At 59.6% G+C, this 15,974-nt stretch carries 15 protein-coding genes; 9 read left to right on the forward strand and 6 right to left on the reverse strand.

What is annotated here, in order from left to right:
- Window positions 1-551 precede the first annotated feature (551 nt).
- Both PSH73_RS20580 and PSH73_RS20585 read right to left on the reverse strand, forming a co-directional pair.
- Window positions 552-1,769: an argininosuccinate synthase gene (locus PSH73_RS20580; protein ID WP_029295244.1), complete on the reverse strand. Its 1,218-nt coding sequence runs from the start codon at window positions 1,767-1,769 to the stop codon at window positions 552-554.
- Between the two features lie 129 nt (window positions 1,770-1,898).
- Window positions 1,899-2,807, reverse strand: a complete 909-nt coding sequence (locus tag PSH73_RS20585) for an OmpA family protein (protein ID WP_057439335.1) — start codon at window positions 2,805-2,807, stop codon at window positions 1,899-1,901.
- Window positions 2,808-2,963: 156 nt separating this feature from the next.
- Here PSH73_RS20585 and pyrC point away from each other — a divergent pair, with 156 nt between their 5' ends.
- Together pyrC and rnt are read left to right on the forward strand one after the other, a co-directional pair.
- Entirely contained in the window at window positions 2,964-4,010 is a 1,047-nt protein-coding gene (pyrC, locus tag PSH73_RS20590; protein ID WP_169959702.1) for a dihydroorotase, read from the forward strand.
- Window positions 4,007-4,678 (forward strand): ribonuclease T, encoded by a 672-nt coding sequence (rnt, locus tag PSH73_RS20595; protein WP_057958607.1) that lies wholly within the window; start codon window positions 4,007-4,009, stop codon window positions 4,676-4,678. Before pyrC ends, rnt begins: the two co-directional genes overlap by 4 nt.
- Window positions 4,679-4,748: 70 nt before the next feature.
- Here rnt and PSH73_RS20600 read toward each other — a convergent pair whose 3' ends face one another.
- Window positions 4,749-5,351 carry a peroxiredoxin gene (locus PSH73_RS20600; protein WP_003172097.1) on the reverse strand — a complete coding sequence of 201 codons (603 nt, stop codon included), beginning with the start codon at window positions 5,349-5,351 and terminating at the stop codon, window positions 4,749-4,751.
- Window positions 5,352-5,586: 235 nt separating this feature from the next.
- Between PSH73_RS20600 and PSH73_RS20605 the strand changes: the two genes are divergently transcribed.
- Together PSH73_RS20605 and bfr are read left to right on the forward strand one after the other, a co-directional pair.
- The gene (locus tag PSH73_RS20605; RefSeq protein WP_057958606.1) at window positions 5,587-5,805 is read left to right on the forward strand and encodes a bacterioferritin-associated ferredoxin; all 219 of its coding nucleotides are present in this window, start codon (window positions 5,587-5,589) and stop codon (window positions 5,803-5,805) included.
- Between the two features lie 201 nt (window positions 5,806-6,006).
- Complete coding sequence (gene bfr, locus PSH73_RS20610; protein ID WP_057439332.1) at window positions 6,007-6,477, forward strand: bacterioferritin; 471 nt, start codon at window positions 6,007-6,009, stop codon at window positions 6,475-6,477.
- A 66-nt stretch (window positions 6,478-6,543) separates the two neighbouring features.
- Here bfr and grxD read toward each other — a convergent pair whose 3' ends face one another.
- Together grxD and PSH73_RS20620 are read right to left on the reverse strand one after the other, a co-directional pair.
- Window positions 6,544-6,882 (reverse strand): Grx4 family monothiol glutaredoxin, encoded by a 339-nt coding sequence (gene grxD / locus PSH73_RS20615; RefSeq protein ID WP_032858447.1) that lies wholly within the window; start codon window positions 6,880-6,882, stop codon window positions 6,544-6,546.
- A gap of 103 nt (window positions 6,883-6,985) precedes the next feature.
- Window positions 6,986-9,094: a molybdopterin oxidoreductase family protein gene (locus PSH73_RS20620; RefSeq protein WP_305461276.1), complete on the reverse strand. Its 2,109-nt coding sequence runs from the start codon at window positions 9,092-9,094 to the stop codon at window positions 6,986-6,988.
- Window positions 9,095-9,529: 435 nt separating this feature from the next.
- Here PSH73_RS20620 and argF point away from each other — a divergent pair, with 435 nt between their 5' ends.
- Together argF and PSH73_RS20630 are read left to right on the forward strand one after the other, a co-directional pair.
- The gene (gene argF / locus PSH73_RS20625) at window positions 9,530-10,450 is read left to right on the forward strand and encodes an ornithine carbamoyltransferase (RefSeq protein ID WP_057958604.1); all 921 of its coding nucleotides are present in this window, start codon (window positions 9,530-9,532) and stop codon (window positions 10,448-10,450) included.
- A complete protein-coding gene (locus tag PSH73_RS20630) occupies window positions 10,447-11,556 on the forward strand; it encodes an ABC transporter ATP-binding protein (protein WP_115128902.1) in 1,110 nt (369 codons plus the stop codon). Before argF ends, PSH73_RS20630 begins: the two co-directional genes overlap by 4 nt.
- Window positions 11,557-11,715: 159 nt before the next feature.
- On the opposite strand, the gene ybaK is transcribed toward PSH73_RS20630, so the two are convergent.
- Entirely contained in the window at window positions 11,716-12,186 is a 471-nt protein-coding gene (ybaK, locus tag PSH73_RS20635; protein WP_057438370.1) for a Cys-tRNA(Pro) deacylase, read from the reverse strand.
- Between the two features lie 371 nt (window positions 12,187-12,557).
- Between ybaK and PSH73_RS20640 the strand changes: the two genes are divergently transcribed.
- The 3 genes from PSH73_RS20640 (at window position 12,558) to PSH73_RS20650 (ending at window position 15,847) form a co-directional block, all read left to right on the forward strand.
- Window positions 12,558-13,412: an MIP/aquaporin family protein gene (locus tag PSH73_RS20640; RefSeq protein WP_057958602.1), complete on the forward strand. Its 855-nt coding sequence runs from the start codon at window positions 12,558-12,560 to the stop codon at window positions 13,410-13,412.
- Between the two features lie 78 nt (window positions 13,413-13,490).
- Complete coding sequence (gene glpK, locus PSH73_RS20645) at window positions 13,491-14,996, forward strand: glycerol kinase GlpK (RefSeq protein WP_029295173.1); 1,506 nt, start codon at window positions 13,491-13,493, stop codon at window positions 14,994-14,996.
- A gap of 95 nt (window positions 14,997-15,091) precedes the next feature.
- A complete protein-coding gene (locus PSH73_RS20650; protein ID WP_057438366.1) occupies window positions 15,092-15,847 on the forward strand; it encodes a DeoR/GlpR family transcriptional regulator in 756 nt (251 codons plus the stop codon).
- The last annotated feature ends 127 nt before the right edge of the window (window positions 15,848-15,974 follow it).

Genomic DNA, 15,974 nt, shown 5'->3' on the forward strand with positions numbered 1-15,974 from the left:
CCCCCCAAGTAACGACAAGCAGAGACCCAACCCACAAAGTTATGAGAATAGACCTACAAAAAAACGCCTCTATGGATGTGTCGGTTATTGTTCAGCCTTTCAGAACTTTCCGTGGGCAAACATATTTTGAGCAAAAAAAGCACCGTTTACCCTAGAAAAGTAAACATGACGCACGCCATTTTCAGGAAATGCCCCTTGCACGGGCCAGACCTGCGTGCCTCGACGCGGCCATTGCCCCTGCAAAAAAGTTCCCTCGGTGCAACAGTCATTAACAACACTTGGAATTATCTGACAGATATTTCCACAAATAAAATAGAACTCCATCTCTTTCCTACTAAACAACCGAATGATTTTAAACACAAACAAGGCTGCATGCCTGAAGCATCAACTTCCCGACACAAAAAAACAAAAGCAAAACTAATAAACAGCAACGCCCCAAACACATCGGCAAGACATTAAACACTGATAAACAAAACCCGGACCTCCTGAATGACGGACAAAAAAAATGGCCCCTTTTTCAAGGGGCCACTCTTTATGACGCTTCAGGTACTTCAGAACAACTTGCGGCCCTTGTTGGCCGCAATGCGCATGCGCAGTGCGTTGAGCTTGATGAAGCCAGCAGCGTCAGCCTGGTTGTAGGCACCGCCATCTTCTTCAAAGGTCGCGATATTGGCATCGAACAGCGACTCATCGGACTTGCGGCCGGTGACGATCACGTTGCCCTTGTACAGCTTCAGGCGCACCACACCGTTCACATGGACCTGGGAGGCGTCGATCATCTGCTGCAGCATCAGACGCTCAGGGCTCCACCAGTAACCGGTGTAGATCAGGCTGGCGTATTTAGGCATCAGCTCGTCTTTGAGGTGAGCCACTTCACGGTCCAGGGTGATGGACTCGATGGCGCGGTGAGCGCGCAGCATGATGGTGCCGCCCGGGGTTTCGTAGCAGCCACGGGACTTCATGCCCACGTAACGGTTTTCGACGATGTCCAGACGGCCGATACCGTGCTCGCCACCGATACGGTTGAGGGTCGCCAGTACGGTGGCCGGGGTCATTTCGACGCCGTCCAGCGCGACGATGTCGCCGTTGCGGTAGGTCAGTTCCAGGTACTGCGGCTTGTCAGGAGCGTTCTCCGGGGAGACGGTCCATTTCCACATGTCTTCTTCGTGCTCGGTCCAGGTGTCTTCCAGCACGCCGCCTTCATAGGAGATGTGCAGGAGGTTGGCGTCCATCGAGTACGGGGACTTCTTCTTGCCATGGCGTTCGATCGGGATGGCGTGCTTTTCAGCGTAATCCATCAGTTTTTCACGGGACAGCAGGTCCCATTCACGCCAAGGAGCAATCACTTTCACGCCAGGCTTCAGGGCATAGGCGCCCAGTTCGAAACGCACCTGGTCGTTGCCTTTGCCGGTGGCGCCATGGGAAATGGCGTCAGCGCCGGTTTCGTTGGCGATTTCGATCAGGCGCTTGGCAATCAGCGGACGTGCGATGGAAGTACCCAGCAGGTACTCGCCTTCGTAGACGGTGTTGGCGCGGAACATCGGGAAAACGAAATCGCGGACGAATTCTTCGCGCAGGTCGTCAATGTAGATCTCTTTGACGCCCATGGCTTGCGCCTTGGCTCGTGCAGGTTCGACCTCTTCGCCCTGACCCAGGTCAGCGGTAAAGGTCACCACTTCACAGTTATAAGTATCCTGCAGCCACTTGAGGATCACCGAAGTGTCCAGGCCGCCGGAATACGCGAGAACGACCTTGTTTACGTCGGCCATGCCATCACTCCACGGGGTTTTACGGAAAGGCGTCGATTCTACCGATCAAAACCGTGAAATTACAGGGGCGCGACAGCAAATGAAGATAAAGCGACAGATTATGTCGGGCGAGCGACGAATGGCCGATGCCTACGAGGTCGCCGCCGCATTCGCCGGGGCGGTGGCCTGGGGTGCCGGTTTCTCGGGGGCTGGCACCCGGTCGAGATGGATATTCACCCGTCGGTTCTTCGCCCGGTTGGCCGGGTTGGTATTGGGCACCAGCGGGTAGCGCTCGCCGTGGAAGCGCAGGACGATCTGCGATTCGGGAATGCCATTGGCCTTGAAGAAGTCCATCACCGCCAGGCCTCGACGCCGGGACAGGTCGCGATTGGTCAGGCGATTGCCGCTGTTATCCGAATGGCCGTCCAGTTCGATATGGTTGACCGTAGGGTCGGCCTTGATGAACTCAAGCATGACCAACAGCTTGGCCTTGGCCGCCGGGTCGAGGTCAATACCGCCACCCGGAAAGCCGACTTCAGCCTGTTTGACCTGCTCGAAATTCATCGGCAGCAATTTCGCAGTACATAACTGGTAATCGCTGTAGGCCTTGTTGAAGCGCACCGGCAGCAAGCGGATTTCCGAATAGCCGCCATCCCGGGAATAGTGGCGCACAGTCGGGCTGCGGCCATCGAGCAAGCCATTGAACAGGCGCCCGGCCTGGGCCTGGGAGCTGTTGAACAGCACATCGCCGCTGCCCGCACGCACCGCACCGAGGTTGATATCACCGCGCCCCGGCTGCCACGGCGCCGCCGCCGCCAAGAGTGTTGCGGAGCCGACGCCCAGCGCGCTGTTGTAGGCCTTCAAGCGAAATGTCGCCTGCTCGCCGGCCCGGCGCACGAACTCACCCGAACCAAAATCGGCGATCGGCTGGCTCAAGCGGCACTCGAACTTGTCGCCTTCCACCTTCCACTCGATATTTTCCAGGCGCGTCTGGAAGGTCAGGGCCATCGCAGGCAGGCTGGCGAACACGCTGAGCAGGGCTAGATATTGCTGGCGCACGGGCGGCTCCACTGGTTTCTACAACACAACAAGGCGTCATACATCGTTAAGGCATACCCAGGGATATCGGTCGCGCCCTGCAAAACTTGATAGCGAGTGCCTGCAAGAGTCTTTTCCGGTAGCATTCCCACCAGATTGACCCGCCTGGAATCCCCAATGTCCGACCGCCTGACCCTGCTGCGTCCCGACGACTGGCATATTCATCTTCGCGATGGTGCTGCGTTGCCCCAAACCGTGGCTGATGTAGCGCGCACGTTTGGCCGTGCCATCATCATGCCTAACCTGGTACCTCCGGTGCGCAATGCCGCAGAAGCCGACGCCTATCGCCAGCGCATCCTCGCTGCACGACCGGCCGGCAGCCGCTTTGAACCGTTGATGGTGCTCTACCTGACCGACCGCACCCAGCCCGCAGAAATCCGCGAGGCCAAGGCCAGCGGTTACGTGCATGCCGCCAAGCTGTACCCGGCCGGCGCCACGACCAACTCCGACTCCGGCGTGACCAGTATCGACAAGATCCTGCCCGCCATCGAAGCCATGGCCGAAGTGGGCATGCCGCTGCTGATCCACGGTGAAGTCACCCGTGGTGATGTCGATGTGTTCGATCGCGAGAAGATCTTCATCGACGAACACATGCGCCGTGTGGTCGAGCTGTTCCCGACCCTCAAGGTGGTGTTCGAGCACATCACCACTGCCGACGCCGTGCAATTCGTCACCGAGGCTTCGGCCAACGTTGGCGCGACCATCACCGCGCATCACCTGCTGTACAACCGCAACCACATGCTGGTGGGCGGAATCCGGCCGCACTTCTATTGCCTGCCGATCCTCAAGCGCAACACCCACCAGGTGGCACTGCTCGATGCCGCCACCAGTGGCAATGCGAAGTTCTTCCTCGGTACCGACTCGGCCCCCCACGCCCAGCACGCCAAGGAAGCTGCCTGCGGCTGTGCCGGCTGTTACACCGCCTATGCGGCGATCGAGCTGTACGCCGAGGCTTTCGAGGCACGCAACGCCCTGGACAAACTCGAGGCCTTCGCCAGCCTCAATGGCCCGCGCTTCTACGGCCTGCCGGCGAATACCGACCGCATTACCCTGGTCCGTGAAGACTGGACCGCCCCCACCAGCCTGCCATTTGGCGAGCTGACCGTTATCCCGCTGCGCGCCGGTGAAACACTGCGCTGGCGCCTGCTGGAGGAACACACGTGAGTGAAGACCATTACGACGACGAACAGGAACACAGTGGCGGCGGTTCGCGCCACCCGATGGCCGAGCGTTTTCGCGGCTATCTGCCTGTCGTTATCGACGTAGAAACCGGCGGTTTCAATTGCGCCACCGACGCGCTGCTGGAAATTGCCGCGACTACCATCGGCATGGACGAACAGGGCTTTGTGTATCCAGAACACACCCATTTCTTCCGCGTCGAGCCTTTTGAAGGTGCCAACATCGAAGCGGCGGCCCTGGAGTTCACCGGAATCAAGCTCGACCATCCGTTGCGCATGGCCGTCAGCGAAGAAGCGGCATTGACCGACATCTTCCGTGGCGTTCGCAAGGCCCTGAAGGCCAACGGCTGCAAACGCGCGATCCTGGTCGGCCACAACAGCAGTTTCGACCTGGGCTTCCTCAACGCCGCCGTGGCGCGCCTGGACATGAAGCGCAACCCGTTCCACCCGTTCTCCAGCTTCGACACCGCGACCCTGGCTGGCTTGGCTTATGGCCAGACCGTACTGGCCAAGGCATGCCAGGCTGCCGGTATCGACTTCGACGGTCGTGAAGCCCACTCGGCTCGCTACGACACCGAGAAGACTGCCGATCTGTTCTGCGGCATCGTCAACCGCTGGAAGCAGATGGGCGGCTGGGAAGATTTCAGCGACTGATCAGGTCGCTAAATCCCACGCATAAAAAAACCGGCCCTCTCAGGCCGGTTTTTTTTACCGCGAATCTGGCTTACAGCTTGCCAGCGTTCTCGGTCAGGTAAGCCGCAACGCCTTCTGGCGAAGCGTTCATGCCTTTGTCGCCTTTTTTCCAGTTGGCTGGGCAGACTTCGCCGTGCTCTTCGTGGAATTGCAGAGCGTCGACCAGGCGGATCAGCTCTTCCATGTTACGGCCCAGCGGCAGGTCGTTGATGATCTGCGAGCGCACAACGCCCTTGTCGTCGATCAGGAACGCGCCACGGAAAGCCACGCCGCCTTCGGACTCAACGTCGTAGGCCTTGGCGATGTCGTGCTTCATGTCGGCAGCCATGGTGTATTTGACTTTGCCGATGCCGCCATCATTGATGGCAGTGTTGCGCCAGGCGTTGTGGGTGAAATGGGAGTCGATGGACACGGCAACCACTTCAACGTTACGTGCCTTGAAGTCGTCCATGCGGTGATCCAGGGCGATCAGCTCGGATGGGCAGACGAAAGTGAAGTCCAGCGGGTAGAAGAACACCAGGCCGTATTTGCCTTTGATGGCTTCAGACAGCTTGAAGCTGTCAACGATTTCGCCATTGCCGAGGACGGCAGGTACGTCGAAATCCGGGGCTTGTTTGCCGACGAGTACACTCATTGGTTATCTCCTGATGGTAATTGAAGTAAATGGACCGCCCCTGAGTCTGCCGTGAATTGACGACAGGCCTGTGACGCGATCACGCTTCGTAAAGACCGACCATCATACCTGAAAAAAGCCGTTCGTCAGTGAGGGGCCCACGGCGGGCAAAGGTTTGAGAAAGCACTTTGACAATCATTCTCGTTAACATTAAGATCCATCGCACTTAAGCCTTAAACCGCGATGGTTCTCCCTTATGTATGTCTGCCTCTGCACTGGCGTCACCGACGGACAAATCCGCGAAGCGATCTATGAAGGTTGCTGCAGCTACAAGGAAGTGCGTGAAACCACCGGCGTTGCCAGCCAATGTGGCAAATGTGCCTGCCTTGCCAAGCAAGTGGTACGGGAAACCCTGACATCGCTGCAAACAGCCCAGGCCGCGATCCCCTACTCGGCAGAATTTACACACGCCTGAAGTGGCGTGTTTTAAAGAACCGGACTTAGCGTCCGGTTTTTTTATGCCTGTAATTCAAATAGTTAGCGCCAAGACGCGGAACACAAACATTCTTATTCCGATTAATTTTCATTTATTATTCAATAACTTAGGTTTGACACTAGTAGTTGTGCAGCTCAAACTCCGCCTTATATACAACGAATACAGGGCAGGACCCCAATCATGAAAGGCGACATCTCAGTCATCCAGCAACTCAACAAAATCCTTGCCAATGAACTGGTCGCGATCAATCAGTATTTCCTGCATGCACGCATGTATGACGATTGGGGCCTGGAAAAGCTCGGCAAGCGTGAGTACAAAGAGTCGATCAAGGCCATGAAGGACGCAGACGCGCTGATCAAGCGCATCCTGTTCCTCGAAGGTCTGCCGAACGTCCAGGACCTGGGCAAGCTGAACATCGGCGAGCACACCCTGGAAATGCTCAACAGCGATGTGGGCTTCGAGCGCAAGAGCCATGCCGACCTCAAGGCCGCCATTGCACATTGCGAGACCAAGGGCGACTTCGGCAGCCGCGAACTGCTGGAAGATATCCTCGAAGACCAGGAAGAGCATATCGACTGGCTGGAAACCCAGATCGGCCTGATCGACAAAGTGACCCTGGAAAACTACCTGCAATCGCAGATGGGTGAATAACCGCGCCAACAGGCACAAAAAAGCCCCGCTCTCGAATGAGAAGCGGGGCTTTTTATTGCGCGCGAATTACGCTTCGGTCTTGGCCGCTGCTTTTTCAGCTGCGTCCTTGATCAGCGCTTGCAACGAACCATCAGCCGCCATTTCGGTGATGATGTCGCTACCGCCGACCAGCTCACCGGCCACCCACAGTTGTGGGAAAGTAGGCCAGTTGGCGTACTTCGGCAGATTGGCGCGGATTTCCGGGTTTTGCAGGATATCGACGTAAGCGAACTTTTCGCCACACTGCATGACGGCCTGGGAGGCCTTCGCGGAGAAGCCGCACTGCGGGGCATTCGGTGCGCCCTTCATGTAAAGCAGAATGGTGTTGTTAGCAATCTGCTCTTTAATCGTTTCGATGATATCCATGGAACACCTCGGCTGGAACTTTGCGACTCACAGGTCGGCACGGTGGCGCATTGTAACGCAAAATCCCAGCGTGGTGCTCGGGCTCCCCGACAGACTCACTGCGTCACGCCGCCGCGACCTGCACCGGCACGCCGTTCAACGCCGCGTTACCTGACAGTTCGTCCAACTGACGCTCATCCGTCAGGTCGTTGGCACTCGCCCCCGGCTGTGCGCTGGCAATACTCATCTGCACACCCGGCCGGTCATGACCCCAGCCGTGGGGCAGGCTGACCACGCCGGGCATCATCTCCAGGCTGGCCAGTACGTGCACCTCGATCATGCCGATCCGCGAACTGACCCGCACGCGCTGGCCGTCACTCAGTTGGCGACTGGCGAGGTCATCCGGGTGCATCAGCAACTGATGCCGCGGCTTGCCCTTCACCAGCCGGTGATAGTTATGCATCCACGAATTGTTGCTGCGCACGTGCCGGCGGCCGATCAGCAGCAACTCATCAACCTTGGGCAACGGCAATGCGGCAAACCGCGCCAGGTCCGCGAGGATCACTGCTGGCGCCGCCTGCACCCGACCATTGGCGGTTTTCAAGCGTCCCGCCAGGTTGGCCTTCAGCGGTCCCAGGTCCAGGCCATGGGGATGCTCGGCCAGCATCGCCACCGATAGCTTGTGCGAGGAGGCATCGCCATAGGCCCCGGCCCGCAGGCCCAGGTCAATCATCTGCGCCGGCGCCAGGGTTGGCTTGAGCGGGTTGCCAGTGCGGGCCGCAAACGCCTGGGCCAGGCCGACAAAAATCTCCCAGTCGTGCAACGCGCCCTCGGGCTTGGGCAGGATCGCCCGGTTGAAGCGCGTGACGTTACGCACCGCAAACATATTGAAGGTGGTGTCGTAGTGATCGTTTTCCAGGGCCGAGGTCGATGGCAGGATCAGGTCGGCATAGCGCGTGGTTTCGTTGATATACAGGTCCACGCTGACCATGAACTCCAGACCGTCCAGGGCCTGCTCCAATTGGCGTCCGTTGGGGGTGGACAACACCGGGTTGCCGGCCACTGTCACCAGCGCACGGATTTGTCCTTCGCCCTCGGTGAGCATCTCTTCGGCCAGGGCCGACACCGGCAGCTCGCCGCTGTATTCGGGACGCCCGGAGACCCGGCTCTGCCAACGGTTGAAGTGCCCACCAGACGTGGCGGCCACCAGGTCCACCGCCGGTTCGGTGCACAAGGCGCCCCCTACCCGGTCCAGATTACCGGTGACCAGGTTGATCAACTGCACCAGCCAGTGGCAAAGGGTACCGAACGCCTGGGTCGATACCCCCATCCGCCCATAGCAGACCGCCTTGTCTGCCGCCGCAAAATCCCGCGCCAACTGGCGGATCTGCTCGGCCGGCACCGCGCACTGGGCGCTCATGGCCTCGGCGGTAAAACCTGCGACGGCCCGGCGCACCTCCTCCAGGCCGTCCACCGGCAAGTGGCTGTCGCGGGTCAGGTGCTCACTAAACAATGTGTTGAGTAGCCCGAACAGCAACGCCGCATCCCCGCCGGGGCGCACAAACAGGTGCTGGTCGGCCATGGCCGCCGTTTCACTGCGTCGGGGGTCGACCACCACCACTTTGCCGCCCCGTGCCTGAATGGCCTTCAGACGTTTCTCCACGTCCGGCACGGTCATGATGCTGCCATTGGAGGCCAGTGGATTGCCGCCCAGAATCAACATGAAGTCGGTCTGGTCGATATCCGGGATGGGCAGCAACAGGCCATGGCCGTACATCAGGTGGCTGGTGAGGTGATGGGGCAGTTGGTCTACCGACGTCGCGGAGAAGCGATTGCGCGTCTTCAACTGCCCGAGGAAGTAATTACTGTGGGTCATCAAGCCGTAGTTATGCACACTGGGATTGCCCTGATACACCGCCACCGCATTCTGCCCATGCCGCGCCCGGATCCCCGCCAGCCGTTCGGCCACCAGGGCGAAGGCCTCGTCCCAGGGGATCGGCTGCCACTCGCTGCCCACCCGCAACATCGGCTGGTGCAAGCGGTCGGGATCGTTCTGGATATCCTGTAGGGCCACGGCCTTGGGGCAGATATGGCCACGGCTGAAGGTATCCTGGGCGTCCCCTTTGATCGAGGTGATGGCAATGCTGCCATCATCCGAAGTGGTGGTTTCCAGGGTCAGGCCGCAAATGGCTTCGCACAGGTGGCAGGCACGGTGATGGAGAGTCTTGGTCATGGCCAGTCTCTTTATTAGGGCTTTGGCCTGACTATGGGCTGCGGCCAGCGGCGGCACCAGCATCGTTCGCCCCGTGAATCAATGGGCATCAGGCCAGACCATGGGCAAGCATGAGCAAATGTTTCAGAAACCGCCCACACCGCCCCAGAAACCGACGCAACCTGGCCCGGAGCCGCCATCACACATTGCAAAAGGTCGCAGCGCCAGTGTACAAATGACCCGCTGCTGTCCGTAAACAGGCCTCAAAAGTGCAATTCCCGCCCCTTTGAACACCCCTAAAAAACCGTAGCCTATTGGTAAGACGCGACATTTAATGTCAATATCGCGCCTTCCCCTATTTCGTCGCCCCGTGCGGCTTTCGCCGCAGGTCTCGCCCGTTGTCACAATAAACAAGGCTTTGAGTATCTGCGGTCTGTTGCAAAAAGGTAGTTAATGATGAGCGCAAGGCACTTTCTCTCCCTGATGGATTGCACGCCCGAAGAGCTGGTCAGCGTGATCCGTCGAGGCATTGAGCTTAAAGACCTGCGTAATCGCGGCGTACTGTTCGAGCCTCTGAAAAACCGCGTACTCGGGATGATTTTCGAGAAGTCGTCCACCCGTACCCGCCTGTCCTTCGAAGCCGGCATGATCCAGCTCGGCGGCCAGGCCATTTTCCTGTCGCCTCGGGATACCCAACTGGGCCGTGGCGAGCCGATCAGCGATTGCGCCATCGTCATGTCACGCATGCTCGATGCAGTGATGATCCGTACCTTCGCCCACAGCACCCTGACTGAATTTGCCGCCAACTCGCGAGTGCCGGTGATCAACGGGCTGTCCGACGACCTGCATCCGTGCCAGTTGCTCGCCGATATGCAGACGTTCCTCGAACATCGCGGCTCGATCCAGGGCAAGACTGTGGCCTGGATCGGCGATGGCAACAATATGTGCAACAGCTATATAGAAGCGGCGATCCAGTTCGACTTCCACCTGCGCATCGCCTGCCCCGAGGGCTACGAGCCGAGCGGCGAGTTCCTGGCCAAGGCCGACGCCCGCGTGCAAATCGTGCGCGACCCGAAAGACGCGGTGATCGGCGCGCACCTGGTGAGCACCGACGTCTGGACCTCCATGGGCCAGGAAGACGAGACCGCCAAGCGCCTGGCCCTGTTCGCGCCTTATCAAGTCACCCGTGAATTGCTCGACCTCGCCGCCCCGGATGCGCTGTTCATGCACTGCCTGCCGGCCCATCGCGGCGAAGAAATCAGCCTCGACCTGTTGGACGACCCGCGCTCCGTCGCCTGGGACCAGGCAGAAAACCGCCTGCATGCGCAGAAGGCCCTGCTGGAATTCCTGGTCCCACCGGCGTATCACCACGCATGAGCCAGCCACTTCTGCTGAACCTGCGCAATCTGGCATGCGGCTATCAGGACCAACGGGTGGTGCAGAATCTCAACCTGCACCTCAACGCTGGAGATATCGGTTGCCTGCTGGGCTCCTCGGGCTGTGGCAAGACCACCACCCTACGGGCGATTGCCGGGTTTGAGCCGGTGCACGAAGGCGAGATCAACCTGGCTGGCGAAGTGATCTCCAGCGCCGGCTTTACCCTGGCCCCGGAGAAGCGTCGCATTGGAATGGTGTTCCAGGACTACGCGCTGTTTCCACATCTGAGCGTGGCCGACAATATCGGCTTCGGCATTCGCAAACACCCGCACAAAGAGCGGGTGGTCGCCGAACTGCTGGAGCTGGTCAACCTGAAGAACCTGGGCAAGCGCTTCCCCCACGAACTGTCCGGTGGCCAACAACAGCGCGTGGCCCTGGCCCGTGCTCTGGCGCCGGAACCGCAATTGCTGTTGCTGGACGAGCCGTTCTCCAACCTCGACGGCGAACTGCGGCGCAAGCTCAGCCATGAAGTGCGCGACATCCTCAAGGCCCGTGGCACCAGTGCGATCCTGGTGACCCATGACCAGGAAGAAGCCTTTGCGGTGAGCGACCATGTCGGCGTGTTCAAGGAAGGCCGCCTGGAGCAGTGGGATACGCCCTACAACCTCTATCACGAACCGCTGACGCCCTACGTCGCGAGTTTTATTGGCCAGGGTTATTTCATCCGTGGCCAATTGAGCACTCCGGAGTCGGTCACTACCGAACTGGGCGAGCTGCGCGGCAATCGTGCCTATACCTGGCCAACCGGCTGCGCGGTGGATGTGTTGCTGCGCCCGGATGACATCGTGTACGCACCGGACAGCCCGCTGAACGCGCTGATCGTCGGCAAGACCTTCCTGGGTGCCTCGACCCTGTACCGCCTGCAGTTGCCGACCGGCGCCCAGCTGGAGTCGATTTTCCCCAGCCATGCCGATCATCAGGTGGGTGTACATGTGGGGATCCGCGTGGCGGCCGAGCATCTGGTGTTGTTCCAGGCTTCGGGGAGCACGGCGGCGCAGATCCCGCAGGTGGAGTCCGGTGTGCGGCGCTACAGCACCGCCAGTTGAACAAACCGAGTCAAAAAGGTGGAAGCGGGCTTGTGCGGGAGCCGGGCTTGCCCGCGATGCAGGCGCCTCGGGCTATCAGCTACAGCGAGGTGAGGCTATCGCAGGCAAGCCAGCTCCCATAGAGGCTGGCTCCCACATCTGATTCCACCGTTCTTGAAATCACGCCCGGCCAATCGGCGCAAATTTACCCTGGGTATGCTCGGCCAACACCGCCGCCGCCAACTCCACTTCCAACCCTCTCCTGCCTGCGCTGACAAAAATTGTCGCAAAAGGCTCTGCGCTCACATCAATGAAGGTGCGCAAGCGCTTCTTCTGCCCCAAAGGGCTGATCCCGCCCAACAAATAACCGGTCGAGCGCTGCGCCGCCGCCGGGTCGGCCATCTCGACTTTCTTTACGCCCGCCGCGTGAGCCAGGGCCTTCAAATCAAGACTTCCGACGACCGGCACCACAGCCACCAATAATTCACCTTTTTCGCTGCTGGCAAGCAACGTCTTGAACACCTGCGCCGGGTCGAGGCTCAACTTTTCCGCGGCCTCCAGGCCATAGGATGCCGCCTTGGGGTCATGTTCATAACTATGGATGCGATGTTCGGCGCGAACTTTTTTCAACAAGTCCAATGCAGGTGTCATGGAGGCTCCAGGCTTGGGGAAAACGTGGAAAAACAGACCGCCGATTCTAGGACAAACCCAGGCAAAACGCTCTAGTGCAGGGGGTCGTGCGACGAATCCGCGCAGATCCTGGCCACGCTTGCCGCCAGCCCCGCCGATGGGTTGCCGAGATCATTCATCACGCGAATAGTTTGAAAATGACCAACCGTTCACTTTCGACCTTTGACAGCGGCGTTTCTTGTCTATATTTTTTCGTTTCCGAATACTGTAAGAATCTATCCACAGTGTCCGAGCAGTAAGCCGTGCGCAGGATGGGGATCCTGACCACGGTGAAAATCGCGCATCGCCCGTTGTGGCACAGCGCCAGACAAGAAAAAAAATCGAGGTTTTCAATGACAACTGCTCTTCAACAGCCTTCACTCTCCAGCCAATGCATGGCCGAGTTCCTCGGCACCGCGTTGCTGATCTTCTTCGGTACCGGTTGCGTCGCTGCGCTCAAGGTCGCGGGTGCCAGCTTTGGCCTGTGGGAAATCAGCATCATCTGGGGGATCGGCGTGAGCATGGCGATCTACCTGAGCGCCGGCATTTCCGGGGCTCATCTCAATCCAGCCGTCAGTATCGCGCTGTGCATCTTTGCCGATTTCGACAAGCGCAAACTGCCCTTCTATATCATCGCCCAGGTTGCCGGCGCCTTTTGCTCCGCCGCGCTGGTCTACACGCTCTACAGCAACCTGTTTTTCGATTACGAACAAACTCACCAGATGGTTCGTGGCTCCGCAGCCAGCCTGGAACTGGCCTCGGTGTTCTCCACCTACCCGCACGCCCTGCTGAATACGGCCCAGGCGTTCCTGGTGGAAATGGTCATCACCGCGATCCTGATGGGCGTGATCATGGCCCTGACCGACGACAATAACGGCTTGCCCCGCGGCCCCCTGGCCCCGCTGTTGATCGGCTTGCTGATCGCCGTGATCGGCAGCGCCATGGGCCCGCTGACCGGGTTTGCGATGAATCCGGCTCGGGATTTCGGCCCCAAGCTGATGACCTTTTTCGCCGGTTGGGGTGAAATGGCTTTCACCGGCGGGCGCGATATTCCTTACGTCCTGATTCCGATCATTGCACCGATTGTCGGTGCCTGCCTCGGCGCTGCGGCCTATCGCGGGTTGATTGCCCGCCATCTGCCCAACGCCGCAGCTGCTACAACTGATGCAGCCGAAACCGCCACCAGCGGCAACACCCGAACTTCTTGAAAGCGGTAGCCTGAGCCCTTCTGCCCCTTGCGGCCCAGGCTACTTACCCACTCCTTTTTTCCGTCCAAGGCAATCGACATGACCGACACACAGAATAAGAACTACATCATTGCCCTCGATCAGGGCACCACCAGTTCCCGGGCGATCATCTTTGATCGTGACGCCAACGTGGTGTGTACCGCCCAGCGTGAATTCGTCCAGCACTACCCGCAAGCCGGTTGGGTCGAGCATGACCCGATGGAAATCTTCGCCACCCAGAGCGCCGTGATGGTCGAGGCCCTGGCACAAGCCGGCCTGCACCACGACCAGGTCGCCGCCATCGGCATCACCAACCAGCGTGAAACCACCGTGGTCTGGGACAAGATCACCGGCCGCCCGATCTACAACGCCATCGTCTGGCAATGCCGGCGCAGCACCGAAATCTGCCAGCAGCTCAAACGCGACGGCCATGAGCAATACATCAGCGACACCACCGGCCTGGTCACCGACCCGTACTTCTCCGGTACCAAGTTGAAGTGGATCCTCGACAACGTCGAAGGCAGCCGCGAACGCGCGCGCAACGGCGAGCTGCTGTTCGGCACCATCGACAGCTGGCTGATCTGGAAATTTACCGGCGGCAAGACCCACGTCACCGACTACACCAACGCTTCGCGCACCATGCTCTTCAACATCCACACCCTGGAGTGGGATGCGAAGATGCTGGAGGTCCTGGACATCCCGCGCGAGATGCTGCCGGAAGTGAAGTCCTCCTCGGAAATCTATGGCCGCACCAAAAGCGGGATTGCAATCGGCGGCATTGCCGGCGACCAGCAAGCCGCCCTGTTCGGCCAGATGTGCGTTGAGCCGGGCCAGGCGAAAAACACCTACGGCACCGGTTGCTTCCTGTTGATGAACACCGGCGACAAAGCGGTCAAATCCCAGCACGGCATGCTCACCACCATCGCCTGCGGCCCACGTGGCGAAGTGGCTTACGCCCTCGAAGGCGCTGTGTTCAACGGTGGTTCCACCGTGCAGTGGCTGCGCGATGAGTTGAAGATCATCAATGACGCCCACGACACCGAATACTTCGCCAACAAGGTCAAAGACAGCAACGGCGTGTACCTGGTACCGGCGTTCACCGGTCTCGGCGCTCCGTACTGGGACCCCTACGCCCGTGGCGCGCTGTTCGGCCTGACCCGTGGCGTACGTGTCGATCACATTATTCGTGCAGCGCTGGAGTCGATTGCCTACCAGACCCGCGACGTGCTCGACGCCATGCAGCAGGACTCCGGCGAACGCCTCAAATCCCTGCGGGTAGACGGCGGCGCAGTGGCCAACAACTTCCTGATGCAGTTCCAGGCCGACATCCTCGGCACCCAGGTCGAGCGCCCGCAAATGCGCGAGACCACGGCGTTGGGCGCTGCCTACCTGGCCGGCCTGGCCTGTGGCTTCTGGGGCAGCCTGGATGAGCTGCGTGGCAAGGCAGTGATCGAACGCGAGTTCGAACCACAACTGGACGAGCCCGCCAAAGAAAAACTCTACGCCGGCTGGAAAAAAGCGGTCAGCCGCACCCGTGACTGGGAACCCCACGAAGGCGCTGAATAAGCCAAGCGTAGGACCCACATCGGGTTGTAACTGGCAGGGAGCGGATTCCTGCGTCATCATGGGCCACTTTTGTATGGCAGCCCACAGGACGCCCAATGAATCTGCCTCCCCGTCAGCAACAAATCCTCGAACTGGTCCGCGAACGCGGCTACGTCAGTATCGAGGAAATGGCGCAGTTGTTCGTTGTTACCCCGCAAACCATCCGCCGCGATATCAATCAGCTGGCCGACGCCAATCTGCTGCGTCGCTACCACGGCGGCGCCGCCTATGACTCCAGTGTCGAAAACACCGAGTACGCCATGCGTGCCGACCAGATGCGCGATGAAAAGCAGCGTATCGGCGAAGCCATTGCCGCACAGATCCCCGATCATGCCTCGCTGTTCATCAATATCGGTACCACCACCGAATCCATTGCCCGGGCGCTGCTCAACCACAGCCACCTGAAGATCATCACCAATAACCTCAACGTCGCCATGATGCTCAGCGCCAAGGACGACTTCGACGTGCTGCTGACCGGCGGCAATGTACGCCGTGACGGCGGCGTGGTGGGCCAGGCCAGCGTGGACTTCATCAATCAGTTCAAGGTCGACTTCGCCCTGGTGGGTATCAGCGGTATCGACGAGGACGGCAGCCTGCTGGACTTCGATTACCAGGAAGTGCGGGTTTCCCAGGCAATCATTGCCAACGCACGCAAGGTGATCCTCGCGGCGGACTCCAGCAAATTCGGGCGCAATGCCATGATTCGCCTGGGGCCGATCAGCTTGATTGATTGCCTGGTCACTGATCAGCAGCCGGTGCCGGCGCTGGTGCAGTTGTTGAGCCAGAACAAGATTCGTCTGGAAGTCGTCTGAGCGCCCCCTGAGCTCGTTGGCGCCTGGACCTGCGCCATCGCGGGCAAGCCCGCTCCCACAGGAACGGGCTTGCCCGCGATGGCGGCCCAGAGGCTACAACTCTCTTGAGCCAGCATCCGGCTCAATG

This window comes from Pseudomonas sp. FP2294 (assembly GCF_030687625.1).
GTDB lineage: Bacteria > Pseudomonadota > Gammaproteobacteria > Pseudomonadales > Pseudomonadaceae > Aquipseudomonas > Aquipseudomonas shahriarae.

Coding starts and splice junctions, on each gene's coding strand:
- PSH73_RS20580 (WP_029295244.1), bottom strand. CDS start 1,769: ATGGCCGACGTAAACAAGGTCGTTCTCGCGTATTCCGGCGGCCTGGAC.
- pyrC (WP_169959702.1), top strand. CDS start 2,964: ATGTCCGACCGCCTGACCCTGCTGCGTCCCGACGACTGGCATATTCAT.
- PSH73_RS20600 (WP_003172097.1), bottom strand. CDS start 5,351: ATGAGTGTACTCGTCGGCAAACAAGCCCCGGATTTCGACGTACCTGCC.
- PSH73_RS20605 (WP_057958606.1), top strand. CDS start 5,587: ATGTATGTCTGCCTCTGCACTGGCGTCACCGACGGACAAATCCGCGAA.
- bfr (WP_057439332.1), top strand. CDS start 6,007: ATGAAAGGCGACATCTCAGTCATCCAGCAACTCAACAAAATCCTTGCC.
- grxD (WP_032858447.1), bottom strand. CDS start 6,882: ATGGATATCATCGAAACGATTAAAGAGCAGATTGCTAACAACACCATT.
- PSH73_RS20620 (WP_305461276.1), bottom strand. CDS start 9,094: ATGACCAAGACTCTCCATCACCGTGCCTGCCACCTGTGCGAAGCCATT.
- argF (WP_057958604.1), top strand. CDS start 9,530: ATGAGCGCAAGGCACTTTCTCTCCCTGATGGATTGCACGCCCGAAGAG.
- PSH73_RS20630 (WP_115128902.1), top strand. CDS start 10,447: ATGAGCCAGCCACTTCTGCTGAACCTGCGCAATCTGGCATGCGGCTAT.
- ybaK (WP_057438370.1), bottom strand. CDS start 12,186: ATGACACCTGCATTGGACTTGTTGAAAAAAGTTCGCGCCGAACATCGC.
- PSH73_RS20640 (WP_057958602.1), top strand. CDS start 12,558: ATGACAACTGCTCTTCAACAGCCTTCACTCTCCAGCCAATGCATGGCC.
- glpK (WP_029295173.1), top strand. CDS start 13,491: ATGACCGACACACAGAATAAGAACTACATCATTGCCCTCGATCAGGGC.
- PSH73_RS20650 (WP_057438366.1), top strand. CDS start 15,092: ATGAATCTGCCTCCCCGTCAGCAACAAATCCTCGAACTGGTCCGCGAA.